The organism is Bacillus sp. FSL R5-0286, assembly GCF_038593245.1.
Taxonomy (GTDB): Bacteria; Bacillota; Bacilli; order Bacillales; family Bacillaceae; genus Bacillus; species Bacillus altitudinis.
Window position 1 is genome coordinate 3,211,114 of the sequence record NZ_CP151977.1, and the last position, 21,345, is coordinate 3,232,458.

General features: G+C 40.9%; 19 protein-coding genes and 1 other annotated feature. Of the genes, 8 read left to right on the forward strand and 11 right to left on the reverse strand.

The window, feature by feature from the left end:
* Positions 1 to 61 precede the first annotated feature (61 nt).
* The 5 genes from NST24_RS16650 to NST24_RS16670 all read left to right on the forward strand — a co-directional run bounded on the left by NST24_RS16650 (position 62) and on the right by NST24_RS16670 (position 6,439).
* The gene (locus NST24_RS16650) at positions 62 to 1,045 is read left to right on the forward strand and encodes a YncE family protein (protein WP_342462012.1); all 984 of its coding nucleotides are present in this window, start codon (positions 62 to 64) and stop codon (positions 1,043 to 1,045) included.
* Positions 1,042 to 1,728 (forward strand): response regulator transcription factor, encoded by a 687-nt coding sequence (locus NST24_RS16655; RefSeq protein WP_025208049.1) that lies wholly within the window; start codon positions 1,042 to 1,044, stop codon positions 1,726 to 1,728. Before NST24_RS16650 ends, NST24_RS16655 begins: the two co-directional genes overlap by 4 nt.
* A complete protein-coding gene (locus NST24_RS16660) occupies positions 1,725 to 3,143 on the forward strand; it encodes an ATP-binding protein (RefSeq protein WP_342462013.1) in 1,419 nt (472 codons plus the stop codon). The genes NST24_RS16655 and NST24_RS16660 overlap by 4 nt, the downstream gene beginning before the upstream one ends.
* Positions 3,144 to 3,291: 148 nt before the next feature.
* On the forward strand, positions 3,292 to 5,415 hold the full coding sequence (locus NST24_RS16665; protein ID WP_342462014.1) for a glycosyltransferase family 39 protein: 2,124 nt from the start codon (positions 3,292 to 3,294) through the stop codon (positions 5,413 to 5,415).
* A gap of 31 nt (positions 5,416 to 5,446) precedes the next feature.
* Positions 5,447 to 6,439, forward strand: coding sequence for a glycosyltransferase family 2 protein (locus tag NST24_RS16670; RefSeq protein ID WP_135009637.1), 993 nt, complete (start codon positions 5,447 to 5,449; stop codon positions 6,437 to 6,439).
* A 48-nt stretch (positions 6,440 to 6,487) separates the two neighbouring features.
* On the opposite strand, the gene NST24_RS16675 is transcribed toward NST24_RS16670, so the two are convergent.
* Together NST24_RS16675 and NST24_RS16680 are read right to left on the reverse strand one after the other, a co-directional pair.
* On the reverse strand, positions 6,488 to 7,837 hold the full coding sequence (locus NST24_RS16675; protein WP_326112383.1) for an amino acid permease: 1,350 nt from the start codon (positions 7,835 to 7,837) through the stop codon (positions 6,488 to 6,490).
* A 75-nt stretch (positions 7,838 to 7,912) separates the two neighbouring features.
* Positions 7,913 to 8,137: a binding site (T-box leader), on the reverse strand.
* Between the two features lie 91 nt (positions 8,138 to 8,228).
* Complete coding sequence (locus NST24_RS16680; RefSeq protein WP_045033987.1) at positions 8,229 to 8,903, reverse strand: NAD(P)H-dependent oxidoreductase; 675 nt, start codon at positions 8,901 to 8,903, stop codon at positions 8,229 to 8,231.
* Positions 8,904 to 9,124: 221 nt separating this feature from the next.
* On the opposite strand from NST24_RS16680, the gene NST24_RS16685 reads away from it, so the two are divergent.
* Entirely contained in the window at positions 9,125 to 9,490 is a 366-nt protein-coding gene (locus tag NST24_RS16685; protein ID WP_045033986.1) for a winged helix-turn-helix transcriptional regulator, read from the forward strand.
* Between the two features lie 8 nt (positions 9,491 to 9,498).
* Here NST24_RS16685 and NST24_RS16690 read toward each other — a convergent pair whose 3' ends face one another.
* From NST24_RS16690 to NST24_RS16700, 3 genes are all read right to left on the reverse strand, one after another.
* Complete coding sequence (locus NST24_RS16690; protein WP_082515448.1) at positions 9,499 to 10,671, reverse strand: PDZ domain-containing protein; 1,173 nt, start codon at positions 10,669 to 10,671, stop codon at positions 9,499 to 9,501.
* Positions 10,672 to 10,754: 83 nt separating this feature from the next.
* Positions 10,755 to 11,108 carry a swarming motility protein SwrAA gene (locus NST24_RS16695; RefSeq protein ID WP_007500014.1) on the reverse strand — a complete coding sequence of 118 codons (354 nt, stop codon included), beginning with the start codon at positions 11,106 to 11,108 and terminating at the stop codon, positions 10,755 to 10,757.
* Between the two features lie 344 nt (positions 11,109 to 11,452).
* The gene (locus NST24_RS16700) at positions 11,453 to 12,898 is read right to left on the reverse strand and encodes a S41 family peptidase (RefSeq protein ID WP_041091482.1); all 1,446 of its coding nucleotides are present in this window, start codon (positions 12,896 to 12,898) and stop codon (positions 11,453 to 11,455) included.
* Positions 12,899 to 13,051: 153 nt separating this feature from the next.
* On the opposite strand from NST24_RS16700, the gene NST24_RS16705 reads away from it, so the two are divergent.
* Positions 13,052 to 13,792: a sulfite exporter TauE/SafE family protein gene (locus NST24_RS16705; RefSeq protein ID WP_017368130.1), complete on the forward strand. Its 741-nt coding sequence runs from the start codon at positions 13,052 to 13,054 to the stop codon at positions 13,790 to 13,792.
* A gap of 48 nt (positions 13,793 to 13,840) precedes the next feature.
* On the opposite strand, the gene NST24_RS16710 is transcribed toward NST24_RS16705, so the two are convergent.
* From NST24_RS16710 to NST24_RS16730, 5 genes are all read right to left on the reverse strand, one after another.
* On the reverse strand, positions 13,841 to 15,103 hold the full coding sequence (locus tag NST24_RS16710) for a M23 family metallopeptidase (protein ID WP_039169766.1): 1,263 nt from the start codon (positions 15,101 to 15,103) through the stop codon (positions 13,841 to 13,843).
* Positions 15,104 to 15,217: 114 nt separating this feature from the next.
* Positions 15,218 to 16,108: a permease-like cell division protein FtsX gene (ftsX, locus tag NST24_RS16715; protein ID WP_024719915.1), complete on the reverse strand. Its 891-nt coding sequence runs from the start codon at positions 16,106 to 16,108 to the stop codon at positions 15,218 to 15,220.
* Complete coding sequence (ftsE, locus tag NST24_RS16720) at positions 16,101 to 16,787, reverse strand: cell division ATP-binding protein FtsE (protein ID WP_008348229.1); 687 nt, start codon at positions 16,785 to 16,787, stop codon at positions 16,101 to 16,103. The genes ftsX and ftsE overlap by 8 nt, the downstream gene beginning before the upstream one ends.
* A gap of 382 nt (positions 16,788 to 17,169) precedes the next feature.
* A complete protein-coding gene (cccB, locus tag NST24_RS16725) occupies positions 17,170 to 17,499 on the reverse strand; it encodes a cytochrome c551 (protein ID WP_008348231.1) in 330 nt (109 codons plus the stop codon).
* A 48-nt stretch (positions 17,500 to 17,547) separates the two neighbouring features.
* On the reverse strand, positions 17,548 to 18,396 hold the full coding sequence (locus NST24_RS16730) for a YitT family protein (RefSeq protein ID WP_035389657.1): 849 nt from the start codon (positions 18,394 to 18,396) through the stop codon (positions 17,548 to 17,550).
* 189 nt (positions 18,397 to 18,585) lie between these two features.
* Between NST24_RS16730 and NST24_RS16735 the strand changes: the two genes are divergently transcribed.
* Complete coding sequence (locus NST24_RS16735) at positions 18,586 to 19,320, forward strand: alpha/beta family hydrolase (RefSeq protein WP_342462015.1); 735 nt, start codon at positions 18,586 to 18,588, stop codon at positions 19,318 to 19,320.
* Positions 19,321 to 19,533: 213 nt separating this feature from the next.
* On the opposite strand, the gene NST24_RS16740 is transcribed toward NST24_RS16735, so the two are convergent.
* The gene (locus tag NST24_RS16740; RefSeq protein ID WP_342462016.1) at positions 19,534 to 21,327 is read right to left on the reverse strand and encodes a M3 family oligoendopeptidase; all 1,794 of its coding nucleotides are present in this window, start codon (positions 21,325 to 21,327) and stop codon (positions 19,534 to 19,536) included.
* Between the last annotated feature and the right edge of the window lie 18 nt (positions 21,328 to 21,345).

Here is a 21,345-nt window from a genome sequence, read left to right on the forward strand (position 1 = left end):
ATTTTTTTTCACAATTTTTGTGTTATGCTTTTTGAAAATAGAGCACCAAAGGAGCAGAAGGATGAAACGAGTGAAATATTTTTTAATATGCTTGTCAGCTCTACTATTTTTCCTAGCAGGCTGCGGAAAAGACCAGCAATTTACGCCCCCTGGCACCTCTCAATCAATTGCTGTCATTTCTCAACTAAAAAAAGCCTCCTTTTCAATCGTTGATTTACAAAAAAATAAAATTGTCTCTTCCGTTGATTTAAAACATCCTCTCACTGATCTTGTTCACATCAACAAAGACGTGATCATTGCATCAAGTAAGGAAGGACAATCTCTTATAGAAATCAATTTAAAAAAAGGAACAGCAGCGGACTATATGGATGTGAATAAAGGTCTGACTTCACTTGCGTATGATGCGGATACCAACACTTTACTTGTGACCGATTCAGAGAAAAATGTCGTTTATTTTATCGATACAGTGCACAAGAAAATAAAAGCAACTGTGAAGACCGGGACATTACCCTCTTCTATGGCGTTGTCTTCTTCTGGAACGTTGTTTGTTTTAAATGCAAAAAGTCATTCTGTTTCAGTCATTGATATTGAAAAGAAAAAAAAGATACGAACGATTTCCGTCCTAGAACGGCCATCTGGCATTCATTTTGATGGGCATTCCATTTGGGTTGGAGGACACGGTAAACCGGGCACATTAAATAAGAGCATTTTTGCTTACGACCCTAAAACAGGTAAAAAACAGCGAGAAATCAAACTAGGTGTTATGCCAGTCGCATTTTTTTCAGAAAAAAACTCTTCTACTTTATATGTATTATGTCATGGAGACCACACACTATATAAAGTAAATACCGAGAAAAACAAACTGCTTTCCTCTGTTGAGACCGGTCAAAATCCGAATTATATCACTGCTGATTCCTCATCTATATATGTCAGTAACTTAGATGACAATTCAGTATCCGTCATCGACAAACATACATTTATGTTGAAAAACCGACTGAACATCCCAGCAGGACCTTATGCTATCATGTTGGAGGAAAAGAAATGAAAGAACAGATGAATATTTTAATAGTAGATGATGAATTAGATATGCTTGAGTTAATCGGATCCTTTTTGCAGAGACAAGGCTTTCACGTGATAACTGCAAATAATGGCACGGGCGCCTTACATCAGCTTGAAAAAGAGGCCATTGACCTTGTTGTATTGGATATTATGATGCCAGATATGGATGGATTCGAAGTCTGCCAGCGCATCAGGCAAACCTCTCAAATCCCCATTTTATTTTTAACAGCTAGAAGTTATGAAGAGGATCGCATTAAGGGGCTGGAAATTGGAGCAGACGACTACATTATGAAGCCTTTTAGTCTACGTGAGCTTGCAGCTAGAATTGAAACGACATTAAGACGAATTAGAGGTCTTTCTTTAAAGCGCAGTCGAATCATGATTGGTGACTTGGAGATCGATCAAGATGGCAGACAAGTCTATCTCAAGCAAGAGCCCATCAATTTAACAAGAAGAGAATTTGATTTACTTATGTTTCTTCTGCTCAATCAAGGCCAAGTCTTTTCCCGTGAACAGCTCTATCAAAAATTGTGGGAATCACACTCACCTAGTGGCTCTTTAAGAACAGTCGATACACATATTAAAACACTAAGACTGAAATTAAAGGAAGCGGAACGGTATATTAAGACCGTTTGGGGTGTCGGCTATAAGTTTGAGGAGGACAAATGAAGCCATTATCTATTAAAAGGAAAGTGCTTTTCTTAATCCTTTCCGTTATAGGCATCGTTGCTGCCTCAGCTCTTGCCCTGACTTATTACTTATACCAGCACTTATATATAGATAAACAGATTGACTCTTTAAGTTTACAAGGAAAGAAGCTGGCAGAAATCTATCACAAACACGGGAAAGACACATATTTTACTGACAGAATGAAGTGGGCAAATGACTCAAGTCAGGCAAGTGTTATTTTTACTGATGATCCTATGGAGCTTTCAAGCGGTATTCCTTTCGATACGAATACAAACAATAACCTCATTACGTTTAAAGAACGCCAAAAGCTTCTTCAGGGGAAAACAGTTGTGTTAATTAGAGAACACCCCCAGTTTCATCAAGATATTCTCGGGATTGCCATCCCTGTGTTCTCAAACAAAAATGATTTATCAGGAACCATTTTCCTCTCTATGCCTTTATCTGATGTGTATGAACCGTTTGTTCAAATTCGATTAACGCTTGGCATCTCTATTTTAATTATCCTGCTTTTGATTTTCTTTATTGGATATAAAAGTTCTAATAAAGTCGTAAGGACGATCAATCAAATGAAAGAAATTGCAATGGAAATGGAATCTGGTGATTTTTCAAAACGCATGGCTGTGACCAAAAAAGGGGATGAGTTAAATCAGCTGAGCCGTTCCTTTAATAAACTGTCCTCTACCTTAGAAAAAGTTGAACAACATCGCAGAGAGTTCCTTGCCAATGTCTCCCACGAACTGAGAACGCCTTTAAGTTATATGAAAGGCTATGCTGAAGGAATTGAAGAAGGCATTATTGATCAAAAGAAAGGCATGCAGATTATTCAAGACGAATCCACACGATTAAGCCGGCTCGTACATGACCTTCTTGATCTCGCACAGTTAGAGGGGGAATCTTACCCACTAACGATGGAGCCGATCGTCTTTGCGCAGCTTATTCATGATGTTCTTGATCAAATGACATTCATTGCTAGTCAAAAGAGAATCTCGTTCAACCGCGAACTCGAAGAGGATTGTATTATTTATGGTGATAGCGATCGACTTGAGCAAGTCGTTCGTAATTTATTGGACAATGCCATCCATTACACGCCTTCAGGAAAATCGATTTCGATTGAATTATTCGTTCACCAACAAACTGCTGAATTGAGAATTACAGATGAAGGCAGCGGAATTCCAAAAGGAGATCTCCCTCATGTTTCTGAGCGTTTTTATCGAGTGAATAAAGCCCGCACAAGAAAAGATGGCGGCTCTGGTCTTGGACTAGCCATTGTTTATCAAATTATAAAAAAACATCGTGGCACGTTCGTTCTTCAATCTGAACAAGGCCTAGGTACGACCGCTATTATACAATTACCAAGTGCAGAGACCACTGAAACTCCGCCTGTCTCCTCATAAAATAAGATGACATCTTAAACAAAACAGCTCTTTTATAGAGCTGTTTTTATTCAACAGAAAAATAAAGAATTGGCCTTTTTTTATTAACAATTTATTCATATTTGCTTGTTACACTTTTTTCAAGTTAAGAAAAAGGAGTGACAAGCTTTTGATTAGACGCTTTCAGAAATTTGATCTTTATTTATTTTTCATATTGATTTTATCTGCCATTTTAAACATTTATAACATTTGGAACGACGATACGGTGAACGCTTATTATACAGCGGCGGTCACAAGTATGATGCAAAGCTGGCATAATTTCTTCTTTGCTTCGTTCGATCCCTCAGGTTATGTCACGGTGGATAAACCACCGCTCGCCTTCTGGCTGCAAACGATCAGTGCCAAAATTTTCGGCCTGCATGGCTGGAGTGTGATCTTACCCCAAGCTTTAGCTGGCATTGGATCTGTTTATTTAATCTACCGCCTAGTCAAACCTACATTTGGCCAGGCTGCTGCAAGACTGTCAGCGCTTATTATGGCGTGTACACCAATCGCAGTTGCTGTATCTCGTACAAATAACATTGACAGCTTACTCGTCTTTATTCTTTTACTCGCAACAGCCATGATGTTCAAGGCTGTGAAACAGCAGAAAGTGCTTTGGGCGATTGCTTCTTTTGCAATGATCGGTGTCGGTTTTAATACAAAAATGCTACAAGCGTATATGATTGTACCGGCTCTCGTCCTGTTTTACATCATTGCCTATCGAACGACATGGAAGAAAAAGTTGTTATCACTGATGATTTCAATGATTGTTCTTTTAGGTGTATCTGCTTCATGGTCTATAGCGGTTGATCTCACTTCCAAAGACAATCGTCCTTATATGGGATCAAGTCAATCGAACTCAGCACTAGAATTAGCCTTTGGTTACAATGGTCTGCAGCGGTTGACTGGTCAACAGTCTGGCGGAGGAGGCGGCACAAATCAGGGTGAGGGACAGCCACCTTCACAGCAGGGTGATCAGCAAAATGACAATAATTCATCCACCATGCCTCAGCCGCCATCGAATGGAACTCAAAACAACTCAGACAATTCAAATCAATCATCCAGTCAGGAACAGCCTTCAATGCAAGGACCACCAAGCAATGCAAACGGCACAACACCACCTGATATGCCATCAGGCGGTAATGGTGATGGACCGCCAAATGGTGGGGGCGGAAAAATGGGAAGTGGTTCTGGCATGTTTGGAACAGGAACAAAAGGGCCATTACGTCTGTTCCAATCTGAACTGTCCGATCAAATCAGCTGGCTGCTTCCATTTGCGCTCTTTGGTGCGATTGGTATCTTCTTCTCGACAGCCTTTGAAAGAAGACGTCTCAATACAAAACAAAAAGAAACACTATTTTGGTTAGCTTGGCTTATACCTGTTGCTGCATTTTTCAGTGTAGCAGGATTTTTCCATCACTATTATTTAATCATGCTGGCACCGCCAATTGCTGTATTAGCAGGAGCCGGATGGGTGTCTATGACTCAATTGTTTCAAACGGGAACTGGCTTTAAAAAATGGCTACTGCCAATTGCGATATTCGTCACAACCGCATTTGAAATCTTTATCCTATCCACATTTACAAGCACAATCGGTCTTGGATTAAGCATTGCAGTCGGTATCATTGGTATTGGAACGATCCTTTCTCTTCTTTTGATAAAAGGGAAAGAAAAACTAAAACAATTCATGTCTCTCATTGCCATCCTTGGGATGCTGATCGCACCCCTATACTGGGCAAGCACACCTCTTCTTTACGGAGGAAACAGTATGCTGCCAGAGGCTGGTCCTCAGCTTGCAACTTCAAGTGGCAGCATGAGTTCACAAGTCAATGAAAAGCTGATCAGCTATCTTGAGAAAAACAATACGGGAGAAGAATTCCTATTCGGGACAACAGATGCAACCACTGCTTCGCCTTACATTATTAAAACAGGAAAAGCTGTTATGGCATTAGGTGGATTTAGTGGATCTGATAACATTCTCACGCTTAATGAATTCAAACAGCTCGTTAAAGATGGCAAAATCAAATACTTCTATCTTTCTGGTATGAGAGGCGGCAGCTCTGATATTCTCACTTGGATTCAAAAAAATGGCAAAGAAGTATCTGCTTCTAAATGGCAGAACAGCTCTACATCCAAAACGAATCAGCAAACAGACAGCTCAGACAGCCAACAATCAGAACAAAATGATCAGTCAAATGGACGAATGGGCGGAATGGAGAGCGGTACTCTTTATGAACTATCCGTTGATTAATTCATCTATTAAAAGGGAGGAACGATGACTGATGGAAAAGAACATACAATACTCTGTTGTAGTCCCAGTGTATAATGAAGAACTTGTGATCCATGAATCGTATCAGCGCCTCAAGACCGTCATGGATTCGACGGGAGAAGCATATGAGCTTCTCTTCGTCAATGACGGCAGTATAGATCGAACAGCTGAACTGATTAAAGGGTACTGCCAGACCGATCCGCATGTGAGACTTATTGATTTTTCTCGTAACTTTGGGCATCAAATTGCCATTACAGCTGGAATGGATTATGCAAAGGGAGAAGCTGTCGTAGTAATTGATGCGGATTTACAAGATCCACCTGAATTGATTTTAGACATGATTGAAAAATGGAAGGAAGGCTATGAGGTCGTATACGCGGTCCGCACGCAACGAAAAGGAGAAACAGCTTTCAAAAAGTACACGGCTTCCCTTTTCTACCGAGTGCTACGTCAAATCACCGAAGTAGATATTCCTATTGACACCGGCGACTTTAGATTGATGGATCGTAAAGTGTGTCATGAAATGAGAAAAATACGCGAGAAAAATCCATTTGTCCGCGGATTAGTGAGCTGGGTTGGCTTCAAACAGATTGCGGTAGAATATGTTCGGGATGAGCGGTTGGCAGGAGAAACAAAGTACCCTCTCAAAAAGATGCTCAAGCTCTCGATGGATGGGATCACATCTTTTTCTTACAAACCTTTAAAGCTAGCCAGCGTGGCAGGTATTGCCCTTTCAGCTATTGGCTTCATTTCGATGTTTCTAGTTTTATATTTAAAGCTTTTTACAAACAGCACCATCACCGGCTGGAGTTCATTAATTGTCATTCAACTATTCTTTAGCGGGATCATCCTCTTTATGTTAGGCATGATCGGGGAGTATATCGGCCGAATCTACGATGAAGCCAAGGACCGGCCGCTTTATATCGTCAGGGATAGCTATGGCCTTCAGGCAAAGCCACATCCCGTTCAATCCCCTGTCCACTTCAAGCAATATAAACAGCATTAAAAAAAGCGTGCGAGACCCTTCAGAAGGTCCTGCACGCTTTTTAATAAATTAGACGGCTGTTTCAAACCGTTTTCTGTTAATAAAGAAAGAAAGTGTAATGATTAAATAAATGCCCATTGTGACCAGCGTTTGAACAATTGGTGTATTGAATACAACGCCGACAAAAATGGCCATGATCGCAATAACGGAAAACCACGTTGTGAAAGGATACAGCTTCACGCGATATCCGCCTGGCTGTGCGACGCTTCGAGATTTCAAATGACCGACGGCAATGATAAACCAGATGAATAGAACTGTGTAACTTAAAGAGCCCATTAAGTAATTAAACGTTTGACTTCCTACAAAAAGAGAAATCAATACAGCTGCATACAAGGTAGATGTACATACAAGGATGGCTCGAACAGGCACCTGCTGTTTTGACAGCTTGGAGAATCCTTTCCATACACGGCCATCCATTGCCTGTGTATAAAGCACCCGTGATGAAGCATACAAGCCAGAGTTCATAGAAGACAAAATCGCTAGTAAGATAATACCATTCATGATGTCACTAGCATACGGTACTCCGATTGTTGCAAACACTGTCACAAATGGACTTACTTGCTCATTGTTTACTTGATTCCAAGGGATTAAGCTGACAATGATAAAGAACGGTAGTACATAAAAACCGATAATGCGTACAAACGTACTTTGTATGGCCTTTGGGATGACTTTTTCAGGGTTTTTTGTTTCTGCTAAAGTGACCCCAATCATCTCCGTCCCACCATATGAATACACGACAACCAGCATTGCTGCAATTAATCCGCCAGTACCATTTGGGAAAAATCCACCGTGATCCGTTAAGTTAGACAATCCAGGTGCTGCATGCTGTCCAAATGAGACAAATAGCATGGTACATCCAATGATAATAAATAAGATGATGACAGCAATTTTAATAGAAGCCAACCAATACTCTGTTTCAGCAAACATTTTGACTGAGCAAACATTAATGATTGTGACTACAAGTGAAATGATTAACACAAGCATCCAGATTGGCACTTGTGGGAACCAGTACTGAATAAAGATGGCCGACACAATCGCTTCTGCTGCAATGTTCAGAACCCACATCTTCCAATAGATCCAGTCTAAGAAATAGGCCGGATACTTTCCTAACACAGGTTCAATCAAGTCACGGAATGTTCTTGCTCCAGGTCGTGCAACGGTCATTTCGGCAAGTCCTTGCATAATAAATAATAAAATAAGACCACCAATCATGTATGCCAAAATGACAGCAGGACCCGCAATATCAATGGCAGAACTGCTTCCTTTAAACAGACCAGCACCGATGGCACCGCCAAGCGCAAGCATCATAATATGCCTTGATGTCATTGTTCGTTTTAACTGCACATGTTCCTTTTCCATTTTCTATAGCTCCTTTAAATTTGAATCTTCAGACAAATATGAGATAAAAGCATATAAAAAGGCCAGCCATCTCCTGGAAGAGACGACTGACCTTGCAACCGCGTTACCACTCTTATTGATTCAGCCATGGCTGAATCCAACTTAAAACCCGATAACGGAGGTCACACGTAAAGACTTACTATTCATTCAGTCTTACCGCTCTTTGAGCGAGTTCAATGATTCGTTTTACTGCGTTGCACCGACCCGCAGCTCTCTTAAAAAACGGATGTTCATTTACTATTCTCAAGTCAAAGCGTTTATAGTCAAATTTGTATATTCGTCAAAGATTTTATTTTTTAAATATACTGACTAACCACGCAATTGTCAACAGCCTTTTTCAGACAAACAGCGATTAACGAATCCAAACAGCTACTTCATCCATCGGGCGACGTGTTTTGCCGCGTTTTGGCTCAGTGACACGATAACCAAAGGCTGCCATGACAGAGATGTCGTATTGACCATCCTCCAGTAACCCTTCTTCTTCTAAGATACGATGGATGTGATCGTAGCTAAATCCTTCAACTGGGCATGAATCAATGCCGATCTGTGCCGCAGCTGTCATCATGTTACCTAAGGCAATATACGTTTGTTTTGAAGCCCAATCAAATAATGTACGGTCATTTTCTAGTAGATGAAGATCGTTCTCTTGGAATTCTCTGTAGCGCCCCTTGACCATTTCAAACGTTTCGTCTGTCATTCCTTTGATTTGCTTGTTGATGTATTCTGCATATGCTGAATCATAGCGGGCATCTGTTCTTGCCAAGATGATTACAAAATGGCTGGCAGTTGGAAGCTGCTTTTGCGCCCCCCATGTATACTCTTTTAATTTTTCTCTGAATGCTTCATTTTGAACAACGAGGAACTTCCAAGGCTCAAACCCTACAGAGCTTGGAGAAAGTCTTCCTGTTTCTAAAATAAATGCAAAATCATCCTCTGGAATCTTTTTCGCTGGGTCAAACTCTTTTGTCGCATGACGGAATTCATACGCCTCAATGATTTCTTTTTTTAATAGCTCTTTGTCTCGCATATTATTCATCCTTTCTAATGAACAGGTGTGTTCCCACAATCCAATTTCTTTCCATTCCCTAATAGAAATTGTTATGATAGGAAAACAAACAACCCGAATGTGTGATGTCCTATCTCTATGGTAAAAGAAAAGCTTCCATTGATTCAAGTACGCACATTTTTGTTCGTTAGGTACAAACATGTTCGTTTATGACCATTTTCGTTTAAGAAAGGAATGTTGAGATGAGTGCACCATCCAATCCAGTCAGTATTGTGAATCATGGCTGTCCCGTGTCTATCACTACAAATGTCATCGGAGGGAAATGGAAAGGCGTCATCCTTTATCATTTGACTTGCGGTCCAAAGCGTTACAACGAAATACGCCGGCTTCTGCCAAGAATTTCGCAGCGTGTCTTGACGTTGCAATTACGAGAACTTGAACAAGACGGGATTGTTCACCGTGAAGTCTATGAGGAAGTTCCTCCTCGTGTCGAGTATTCACTGACTTCTCTTGGAAATACGTTAAAGCCCATTATCTTTGCCATGCGTGAATGGGGCGAATCCTATGGGAAAGAAACGCGCCCAAAAGAAAAAAGCTGCCATCTCTAGCAGCTTTTTTAAGATGAAATCGCCGTTGGCTCTTGCTGTGGATCGTCCTTCACAAACAAGATACCAAGCTGGTGATGCTCCCCTTCGTAAGAGGCGCGTTTCTCAAACCTTGTCTGACCATTGAGACCAATGATCTCGAGCTTTGTCAGAGCACGGTTGGTTTGTAGTGCTTCATAAAATTCTGAAACGGTTTTGATCTCGATTCCATTGACCTTTGTAATAATTTCTCCGATCTCAAGCTTTAAATCAGCCGCAGGGGTATTCGGAATGATACCAAGCACCATAAGCCCTTGATTCCGCTTAGAGAAAAAGAATGGTGCAGCGTTGTCATTCGCCCTCTGCTTCCATGATAAAAAGGCTCTTCCTGCAATCGCTAGAACAACAGCTCCCCACGCAATCGGCTCAAACCAAATACTTGCCGCACCTACTGCAGCAACAACTAGACCGAGCATCATTATTCGGCGTGACGTAATTTGAATACTCACAATTGGCAGCGATCCTTGAATACGCTGGCCAAAGCCGATGATGTACGGGATCACAATAAATGAAAAGCTTTGATCGTGCACTTGAAGCACAGGCCACCATGGCAGAGAAGAAGTCCATTCACCTGCCGGCATCAGCAAAACAAGTGGTAGAAGCCACAGACGGTTTGCTCGCTGCTGGCCGATCAAAAGTCCTCTCGCACTCATCACCATTGCAGGCGATGTACGTAAATGCGCCGTTCGATAGGCTAAGATGCCTTCGGTCATTAACAGTAGCCCTAACAGGATCACAACGGCTGATGCATTCATCATTGAAAGCTGCGGCAGCCAAGAATGGCTCACTTGAACAGACATCAGTCCAAATGCCGCAATAAAACTGAAACCGAGTGTGTATGCAGACGAAAGCGCACTCGCCTTAAAGAATAAAGAGAAAACGATGGTCATCGCTGCAATCAGCACGATGAATCCAGGCGGAAGGGAAATCCCTAAGCCTACAGATATGATCGATAGACAAATTCCTGGAACCCATCCTTTTGAATATGTAAATTTCAGTTCATCGTAAACATCTTCTATTCTTGTTTGAAACGCTTTTCTCTCCCGCTTTACGCGGATGTAGCCATATAATAGGCTGATTAATATCATAAAATAAAAAAGAGGATGGATTAAAAACAGACCGACCGCTTTTAATCCGGCTCCCATCCACTCCGAGCTCATTATCGTTCACCGCCCAAGTCAAGCATTTTCTCTTATTCTATCAAATAAATCGATGCTTGACATCAGGTTTATTTCTCCTGATTCATCCAAAGTGTGACATTCGACAGTGAAAAATCTTTTAAATAGTGATTTACATCTACGTCTAATATGCCGCCGAGAAGCTGCATGGACCTCTTGATGTCGGTTAAGTTTATACCAAGTCTCTTATGATTATCCATTAAATAATTGAAGTATATCTCAGCACAGTCTTCATCGATCTCGTCGACTGATTCTACCGTTGTGTAATTGACCAAGTACCTGCTTAACAGCATGAGTAGACTTAATGCCTTTGTAGCCGAAAACGTCACATCTTTCGTACGACTCTTAAGCTCCTCTACCAACTCGTAATATTTTTTCTCTCTCACAATACTTGCCCTTTTCAATTGTGTACCCCCATTTACTAGTTCTTTTAAGAAAAGCGCAAACCTCGGTACAGCTCAATGCTTAAGCTGAATATCCGCAAAAAATAAAATATTTAAAATGAGTGCTACTTTTTATTGTAAGAATTATTTATGTAACATACAACTTTCAAAAGTTTCATTTTCATGACATGTTTAAATCAACAGAAAGTCTCTTATATAAATATGTTATCGGGTAAATTCGAAGGAATGTTATGTTTTTTGTAAAATAAATGAATATATTTCTCGATATAATATATTTTTAAGAATAAATTATTACATGTTCGTAACACTTATGAACCAAAAAAAAGAGGCATTTATTCGCCTCTTTATTTTTTGAGATATAGTGCTTTTAGTGCAGTTTGTAGCTGAAGATCATTCTTTTCATAAGATTTCACTTCATCTACCATCTTGTTCATCATTTTCGCTGTCTTTAAATCAATCACACCTGATTTTTCGAGATTGTATGTGCTTTGAAATGCGAGTACAGCCTTTTTCGTTTCTTCGTCAAAATATCCATCTACTCTGCCTGGGTCAAATGATAACCCTTTTAACAATGTCTGTGCTTGTCTGACTTCTTCATTGTTCATATCAAGCTGAAGCGGTTCTTTCAGCTGGAGCGGGCCAACGGTGAAGTAATCTGGTTGATGAATCGCAATGGTCGGCACAACGCCTTTTTTGTGAATCCAATTCCCTTTCGGTGTCAGCCACTTATACAGCGTTAATTTAATGTTACTCCCATCTCCCATTGGTACCGCCTGCTGCACAGTCCCTTTACCAAAGGAAACGTCACCTACCACTTCATACTTCCCTGCTTCTTTCATGGCACCAGCCAGAATTTCAGAAGCGGATGCACTTCCTTTATCAATTAAGACATTGACCGGGTATGGTTTTTGTTCTTTTCGTTTTGAAAAATATCGTTTTCGATCGCCATTCCGTTCTGCAATTTGAATATATGGCTGATCCTTTGTGATAAAATGTTTCAAAATGTCTTCCACACTTTGTAGATAGCCGCCAGGATTTCCTCTCACGTCCAGCACAAGGCCTTCCATGCCCTTTTTCTCGAGCTTATTCAAACTTGCCGTGAAATCCTTCGCCGTATCTTCAGAGAAGCTAGAGATCGCAATATAGCCTGTTTTATGACCATTGACCTCTTTCATTGAAGCCGTTACGGTTTCAAGCGGTATTTCTTCTCGTTTGATATGGAATGTTAGCTCTTTTTCAATTCCATTTCGTCTGATTTTCAAGGCGACAGACGTTCCTTTTTTTCCTCTTATTTTCAGTACAGCATCGTTTAGGCTTTTTTCTTTCATCGACTCACCGTCAATGCTGATGATTTCATCTTTCGGTTTCAGACCCGCCTTTGCCGCAGGGGATTTTTTAAAGGCAGAGACAATGATAATCTTTCCTTCATCCATTCCAACTTCTGCCCCAATTCCTTCAAATGAGGAATCAAGTGAATCCGAAAATTGCTTTGCGGTTTGCTTGTCCATGTATACTGAATACGGATCATTTAAGGTTGAAAGCATTCCTTGTATGGCACCTTCAAGCAGCTTTTGACGATCCACTTCCTCTACATATTCATTCGAAATGAGGTCATAGGCTTTCTCAATTTTCTCCATTCCGTTTTCCTTCGCTCGATCACTTGATTGAGCTTGTCCAGCCACTGCAGCCGCTTTCGGTGACTCCGCTTGAGTCGCCTCTTTATGCGTCATAACCCCTGCACTTATGATGAGAATGACACTTGCCATGATGGATGCGATTTGTTTTTTCATATTTGGCCTCCTTCTTCAACTCTTCCTGATGACCTGAGTTATTATATGCCAGAAGAAGGGATTTCATGTAAAGACATTCTCCTAAGGAGGCTTGACTAATCATTTCAATAGGTGTAATTTTTATTTTGTTACGATCGAGAAGGAGTCTTCGCTATGTATATTATATTGACGATGCTTTTATTAGGAATTTTACTAGGGTTTGTAGGAGCTGGCGGGGCTGGTTTTGTCATCGCATTGCTGACGTTAATCTTTGATGTACCAATCCATACTGCACTTGGGACATCTTTAGCTGCTATGGCATTTACGACTTTATCTGGTGCATACAGCCACTACCGGGAAGGAAATATCCAGCTCAAATCAGGTTTGATTGTCGGTGCACTAGCTTGTATTGCTTCATTTGCCGGAGCAAAAGTGGCTCCTTTTATTCCAGAGGATAGCCTGCACTATTTAACAGCTGGTATGCTCTTTTTATCTGCTGTTTTTATGATGATCAAATTGTTTGTCCTAAAAGAAGATGCTGAGCAGCAGCCGCTTTCTTCACGCCAATTGCTGATCAGGGGCATTATATTAGGCCTTGTATCAGGGATGCTTTCAGGGATGTTCGGTATCGGATCAGCACCATTTATTCAAGTGGGGCTTTTGATTTTGCTGAAGCTGTCTATTAGACAAGCTGTTGGCACAACGATGCTAGTGATTATTCCAATCTCTATTGGCGGTGGAATTGGTTATATTTCAGAAGGCTATGTTGACTTTATCCTGCTCGTTCAGATCTTAATCGGTACCGTATTAGGAGCTTTTATTGGGGCAAAATTTACACGCCTTGCGCCGAAACCTCTCTTAAAATCCGCTGTGCTTTTAACACCTATTATTGCCGGATTACTGCTGTTATTTTAACTTCATCTACTTGAAAAAAGCCGATAACATGCTGTTATCGGCTTTTTGTCAGCGGATATATTGCGCTGGATTGACTGCATTTGATTTCGCGCCATTCCATAATCCTTTATGAATTTCAAAATGAAGATGCTGGCCATAAGACTGACCTGTGTTGCCCATATATCCAAGGAATTGACCTTGCTCGACTCTTTGACCTGTTGACACACTTCTTGTTGAAAGGTGAGCGTATACCGTTTGATACGTTTGGCCATTGATGTTATGTGTAATGAACACCACGTTTCCATAACTCGACGAGTAGCTTGAGTTCGTGACTGTTCCAGATGCGGCTGCAACGACAGATACAGTGCCCTTTGCAGCGATATCTAATCCGTAGTGCTGTCCGCCAGAACGTCCGCCAAAGCCTGATGAGAAACGGCCTGCAGCTGGCTTAATGAAACCTGAGCTACTTGCTGGTGTATCTGACACTTGATCAGATCCTCCACTTGGTGCAGGTGCACTTTTTTCAGCAGCTGCTTGTTCTGCTTTCTTCGCTTCTTCTTTTTGACGGCGTGCTTCTTCAGACTTTACCGCCGCTTTCTGATTCGCTAGAATTTCTTGTTCATTTTCAAGCTTTCCTAGTTCATCATGTGCATGTTCTTTTTCTTCCGTTACATGACCAAGGACTTTTCCTTTTTCTTTTTGCTGTTTAGATAGGTCCTTTTTCAACGTTTCAAGCTCTTTCAAAGATGTTTCAAGTCCACTTAGCTGTTTATTTAGCTCTGCTTCTTTTTGCTCTACTAGCTCCAAATCATTTTCGTGTTCTGTAATCATGTCTTTATCTGCTTCGACGATGGTTGTAACAGCTCCCACACGACTGACAAAATCACTAAAGCTACGAGCACCTAGCAGCACATCTAAATAGTTGATTGTACCGCCACTTTTTTGCATAGAACGAATTCGATCTTTGAAAATCGCTTTTCTCTTTTCAATTCGCTCGTTGATGACTTCAATCTCTTTTTTTAGTTTTTTGATCTCTTGTTTCGTCTGTTTGACCTCTTTTTCTTTTTCAGCGACTTTTTCAGTTGCGGCACTTACTTTTTGGTCAATTTTTTCAATTTCTTGCTTGAGCTTTGATTCTTTCTTTTCAAGCTTTGCCAGTTCTGATTTCTTTTTCTTCAAGGTTGATTCAGTCTTCGATGTTTTCTCTTCAATTTGTTGACGTTTTTGATCTAGGTCTTCGTATGCGAATGCACGATTTTCGTTCCCTGGAATGTATAGCCACGTTGTTCCAATAAACGCTGCCATTCCAGCCATTATCAGCTTTCTTTTCAAAACGATATTCCCCTCCCATGACAACTGTCGACATGAAGAGTCGACCGGATGAATTGGATCAACCGGTCACATCTTCTATAGAATCTTCGAGTGCTGCCATCAATATAAATAGATTTATACTTTCAAGAATTTACGGATGGACGTTAAACTTCCCCACACACCGATAATGGCACCGATCAATAGAAGGATCAGTGATACTTGATAGACAAACGGATTGTATGGAAGCATTGAAATAAATGAACCTTGTACCCTTGGCGCCACCCAGCCGACAGCATATTGATACGTGCCAAGCAATACAGCGATTGGTATAATCGAGCCAAATACACCAAGTAGTAATCCTTCGATGAAGAACGGCCAGCGGATAAACCAGTTCGTTGCACCTACTAGTTTCATAATCTCAATTTCTTTACGTCTAGCAAAAATCGTAATTTTGATCGTATTGGAAATCAAGAACATCGCTGTAAATAAAAGCCCAATAATAAGTGCGATGCCGACATTACGCGCCACTCCGACAACATTAAAGAGTCGGCTGACCTCTTCTTTTCCATAAGTGACTTTATACGTCCCTTTTAGGTTTTCTAATTTCTTCGCTACTTTTGGTGTATCGTGGGGATCTGTTGTTTTCACAATAAACGCATCATTCAATGGATTTTCTTGATCAACCAGTCCCATAGATTGTCCATTTTCACCAAAGCTTTTAATCAGTGCTTTTAGTTCATCATCCTTGGATGAATATTTCACATCACTGATTTCAGGAATCTTCTCAATTTCTGCTTTTAATTCATCCTGCTGCTTTTGATTCGCCGTTAAATCGATGAGAACTTTTACTTCTACTTCTTTCTCAGCGTTCGATGCCATGTTATTCAAGTTGAGCATAATAACAAGAAAAACCCCAACTAAAATCAATGTGACAGTGACCGCACTAATTGATGCAAATGTCATCCACGTGTTTCTTCCAAGTGAACGGAAGCTCTCACGTAAATGCCGCGAGAGAGTTTTAATCATAAATTCCGTACTCCCCTCTTGCTTCGTCACGCACAATCATTCCATCTTCGATTGCGATGACGCGTTTCTTCATGCTGTTTACAATCTCTTTGTTGTGTGTCGCCATGACGACTGTTGTTCCGCGGTTATTAATCTCTTCGAGTGTCTTCATGATTTCCCATGAAGTATCTGGATCAAGGTTTCCTGTCGGTTCGTCTGCAATGACAACCTCAGGATGATTGACGATCGAACGAGCGATCGATACACGCTGCTGTTCACCGCCGGAAAGCTGATCTGGAAATTGACGAGCTTTGTGCTTTAATTGCACCAAATCAAGTACCTCAAGCACTTTTTTCTTAATAATACTTGGCTGTTCACCAATGACTTCAAGAGCAAATGCCACGTTCTCAAAGACCGTGAGACTTGGAAGCAGTTTGAAATCTTGGAATACTACGCCAATTTCTCTTCTCACATAAGGAATTTCTTTTTCCTTCATCGAGCCTAAATCTTTGTTATTAATTAAGATTTTCCCTTTTGTTGGCTTCTCTTCACGATACATCATTTTAATGAACGTGGATTTACCAGCGCCACTGGGACCAACAACATACACAAACTCTCCTGGATGGATAGAGACATTGATTCCATTGATCGCCTTTACACCATTAGGATAGATCTTATAGACTTCCTTCATTTCAATCATGTAATCACCTAATCTTTTCTTATTCGCTGTCAAACAGCTTATCATGATGTTCTGACACTTCTCGTCAAAAAACGTTATGTATGGTCACGCACATACCCTTCGATACGCACAAGCAATTTATGTCCTTTTCATCCAAAAAGATGAAAAAATTGAATCGTCTAAATTTCAACAACTCCAATTATACGTCATGAATCGACGCAATGGTATTACATTTATATTTCAAAACTTATAAATAAAAGGTAAATAGAGCAATCAAAACCGAAAAACGTGTCTTTTTACCCTTATTTTTTAAATAAAATTTAATATAATACGTTTTCATACTATCCAAAAGTCTTTTTCTACAAATAGAAAATAAAAAAACCTTGTCGATTAGACAAAGGTTTTATTTTTTCTCTGCAAGCCATTTGGCGACTTCTTTTGCTTGTTTTTCATCTACCATTCCGCTTGGCATAGATCCTTTACCGTTCTGGGCAATATCTGCAATTTGGCTTTCATTATATTTCTTCCCGACTTCTTTCAGGCTTGGGCCGCCTCCGCCAGATAAGTCTTTTCCATGACAGCCAATACAGTTTTGCTGATAAATCTCTTCACCACTGCTCACACTTGAAGCACTTTTACTGCCTTCTTTATCACTGCTGCTTGAATTTCCTCCACAGGCCGCAAGTACAAAAAGCATAGCGACAAAAAGAAGCGTTAATCCGCTCTTTTTCATGTATTTCCCTCCCTTACAATCATTTGGTCAACGTTATTATATCCTTGTTTACGCCCTTTTAAAACCCTCACCAAGCACCTCTTTTGCATCCATGACGATGACAAATGCTGATGCATCGATCGCTTTTACCACTTGTTTCAACTTTGTGAATTGTGACTGCCCTACCACACACATTAAAATAGGCCGGTCATGGTCGGTGTACCCACCTACTGCTGAAATCTTCGTTACACCACGATCAATTTGATCAAACACCGCCTGTCTGACCTCATCCTCATGGCCCGTAATAATCATGGCCATCTTCGAGTGACTAAAGCCAGCCTGTACCACATCAATCGTCTTACTAGAAATGAACACTCCGATCACAGCGTACAGTCCTTCTTCAATCCCAAAAACAGTCATGGCCGCCAAAACAATCAAACCGTCCATCATCGCTAAACAAGTACCTAACGTCAGCCCTGTATATTTATTGATGATTTTGGCCGCAAGTGCCGTTCCTCCCGTTGAACCATTGCCGAGGAAAACGAGCCCAATCCCGATCCCAATCACTACACCGCCAAATATTGCGGCGAGCAGTGCTTCATGGGTGACAGGAGCAATGTGTCTTGTTAAGAACACCATTAAAGGTAAAAAGACAGAACCAACGAGCGTTTTTACCCCAAATGTTCCACCTAATAAATAAAAGCCTGCGATAAAGAGCGGAATATTGAGACCCCATTGTACATATGCAGCTTCAAAACCGAATGACTGCATAATGGTACTGATTCCACTCACACCGCCAGCAGCAATCTGATTTGGTAATAATAACGTATTAAAGCCAACCGCCACGATGGCTGATCCTATTAAAATGAGTACATAATTTTTCACTTCAATCCAAAGTTGAGAATGTTCCTGCTTCATTTCTTTCTTCCTCCGTTACTTCTGAATGCACACCTATTTTAAGCCCTCTCATTCAGATTGTAAATAACAGCCAAATGCAGTGCTAATGGATTAATACTTTATCACACAACCGGATCAGCGTACTTGCCGTTTGGCAGAAGAGTAAATGATGGTATATTTAATATGTACATGAGAAAGAAGGGACATACGATGAAGAAAATACTGAAGATCACCGGTATTACATTACTTGCACTCATCATCTTAGCTTTTGGTGCTTTCTATACATGGAGCCGCTTTACATATGGACCATCGGAAGCGTTAAAAAAGCAGATGAAGATTGAGCAGGTCGATCATAAAAATGGGATATATTCATTTGAAGCATCAAAAAGCGATACTGGCATCATTCTATATCCTGGGGCAAAAGTTGAACCTCTTGCGTATGCCTATCTAGGGAATGCGCTGATGAAGAAAGGCTATTCGGTCTTTATCCCAGACATGCCATTTTCCTTCGCGATTTTTAATACGAAGAAGGCAGAGGATATCCTCAAAAGTCATCCAGCCATCAAGCATTGGTACATTGGCGGGCATTCGCTAGGCGGGACAGCTGCCGCTATGTATGCAGAGAAAAATCAAAGCAAGCTGGACGGCCTCTTTTTCCTTGCCTCCTATCCTGCATCAGATGATTTGAAACAGGCTTCCTTGCAAGTATTATCTATTTCAGGCGAAAAAGATGGGCTGGCGACACAAGAAAAAATCAAAAAATCGAAAAAGCAGCTACCTTCTCAAACGGTGTACCATGAGATAAAAGGCGGTAATCATGCTCAATTTGGCATGTATGACAAACAAAAAGGGGATCAGCCTGCAGACATTCCAGTCCTCACGCAACAAAAAGACATCGTTCAGACGATGCTGGGATGGTTAAAACCAGCAAAAAAGCTCCCGTAATGGGAGCTGCAAGATTGATGACAAAGGGCTAAAATGAACTTGATTTTAGCCCTTTGTCTTCTTTTCAGCGTGATAGAAAACCTTTGCAGTCTAGGAAGGACAGCTACTTTTACGGAGCGAATTTGACATTCGTGAGTACCAGCGCACAGGACTGACACAGAATGCGAGGGTTTGTCTACCGCTGAAGCTCCCGTAATGGGAGCTTTTCATTTTTTATGCCTTCGTCGCTTCTAAAAACTCTTCAGCATCTGCCACAGCCAGTGAAATGGCCTCTTCCCAAAATGCTTTTTGAGTCAGGTCGACACCTAGGTGCTTATATGCCAAATCTTCTACAGTCATTGACGCTGTATCTTTTAATAGCGCAATATATTTCTCTTCAAATGATGCCCCAGCCTGCAATGCTTTTGCATAAATACCTAGAGAGAACATGTATCCGAAGGTGTAAGGGAAGTTATAAAACGGGACACCTGTAATATGGAAATGCAGTTTAGACGCCCAGAAATGCGGATGGTATTCATCTAAAGAGTCGCCAAAGGCTTCCCTCTGTGCTTCTACCATCAACTCATTCAAGCGGTCAGCTGGCACTTCTCCTTGTTTGCGCTCTTCATAAAAGCGTTGTTCAAATAAGAAGCGTGATTGAATATTCATAAAGAATGCCACACTGCGCTGCAGCTTATCCTCTAACAAACTGAGACGCTCTTCTTCATTGGCCGCCTCTTTTAATGAAGCATCTGCCACAATCATTTCTGCGAATGTCGACGCAGTTTCAGCTACATTCATCGCATATTTACGATTCAACATCCGAACATCCTGCATGACTTCCTGATGGAACGAATGACCAAGCTCATGTGCTAGTGTCGCTACATTGGATGGAGTCCCTGAGAAGGTCATAAAAATACGTGATTCTCCGCTATCAGGGAAATTCGTACAGAAACCGCCCACTCGTTTGTTTGGGCGATTCTCAGCTTCTACCCAGCGTTCATTAAAAGCTTTTTCAGTAAAAGCAGCAAGCTCTTTTCCAAACCCTGCGAAATGCTTGATAATAAAAGCGGCTGCGTCTTGATAAGAATAGGTTTTTGTCTCACTTCCAATAGGCGCTCCCACATCAAACCAGCTTAGTTTATCAACCCCAAGCATGTCAGCTTTACGTTGTAAATAATCAATGAATGGCTGTTTATGTTCATCAATGACAGACCACATTGTATCGAGCGTCTCTTGTTTCATCCGGCAAATATCAAGGGGCTCTTTTAATATATGATCCCATCCCCTTGCTTCATATACTTGTAGACGAAAACCAGCGAGATGATTGAGTGTGCTTGCAAACAAATGTTCATCCTGTGTCCATGCATGTTCTAAATTATGATACACGGCTTTTCTCACTTCACGGTCTGAATCATCCATCGCATTTTCTGCTTGGCCTACAGAAATCATTTGTGTTTCACCATTTTGCTCAAATGGAATGGTAATTTTGTTCACCAAGCTAGAATAAAGTTCATCCCACGCATGATACCCATCTACTGCTAGTTTTTGAATGAGTGTTTCCTGTTCAACAGGCAGTTGATCTTTCACATGTTCTCTTCGTTCATTTAATATGTAACGAACATCTGAGAAAGCGGCTGAATCCATTAATTCTTCCCACTGGCTAGTAGGAATCTCAGCAAGTGATTGATCAAACCCTGCTAGAATGGTTCCTAATTCAGCTTCCAGCTTGGCAATAGACCCCCGGAGACTGCCCGCCTTCATATCCTTTGTATTTTGAGATTGTAGACAGGATACAAATGAACCTGCTTGCGCTAGTTTTTTATATGTGATTTCATACGTTTCAAGGACAGCTGTTAACTTTTTTTCAATTTGTGTATCTTCTTTTGAAAAGGCATCTACCTTTTGTCGTAACTCATCTAATAGCTGCTGTATATGCTCTAAGTATGTGATAAATTCTGATGAAGAACTGCCTCCTTTAAAAAAGGCATCTAAATCCCACGTCTCTTGTAATGGTTTTAATCCCAAATTATTTCCCCCTTTAAT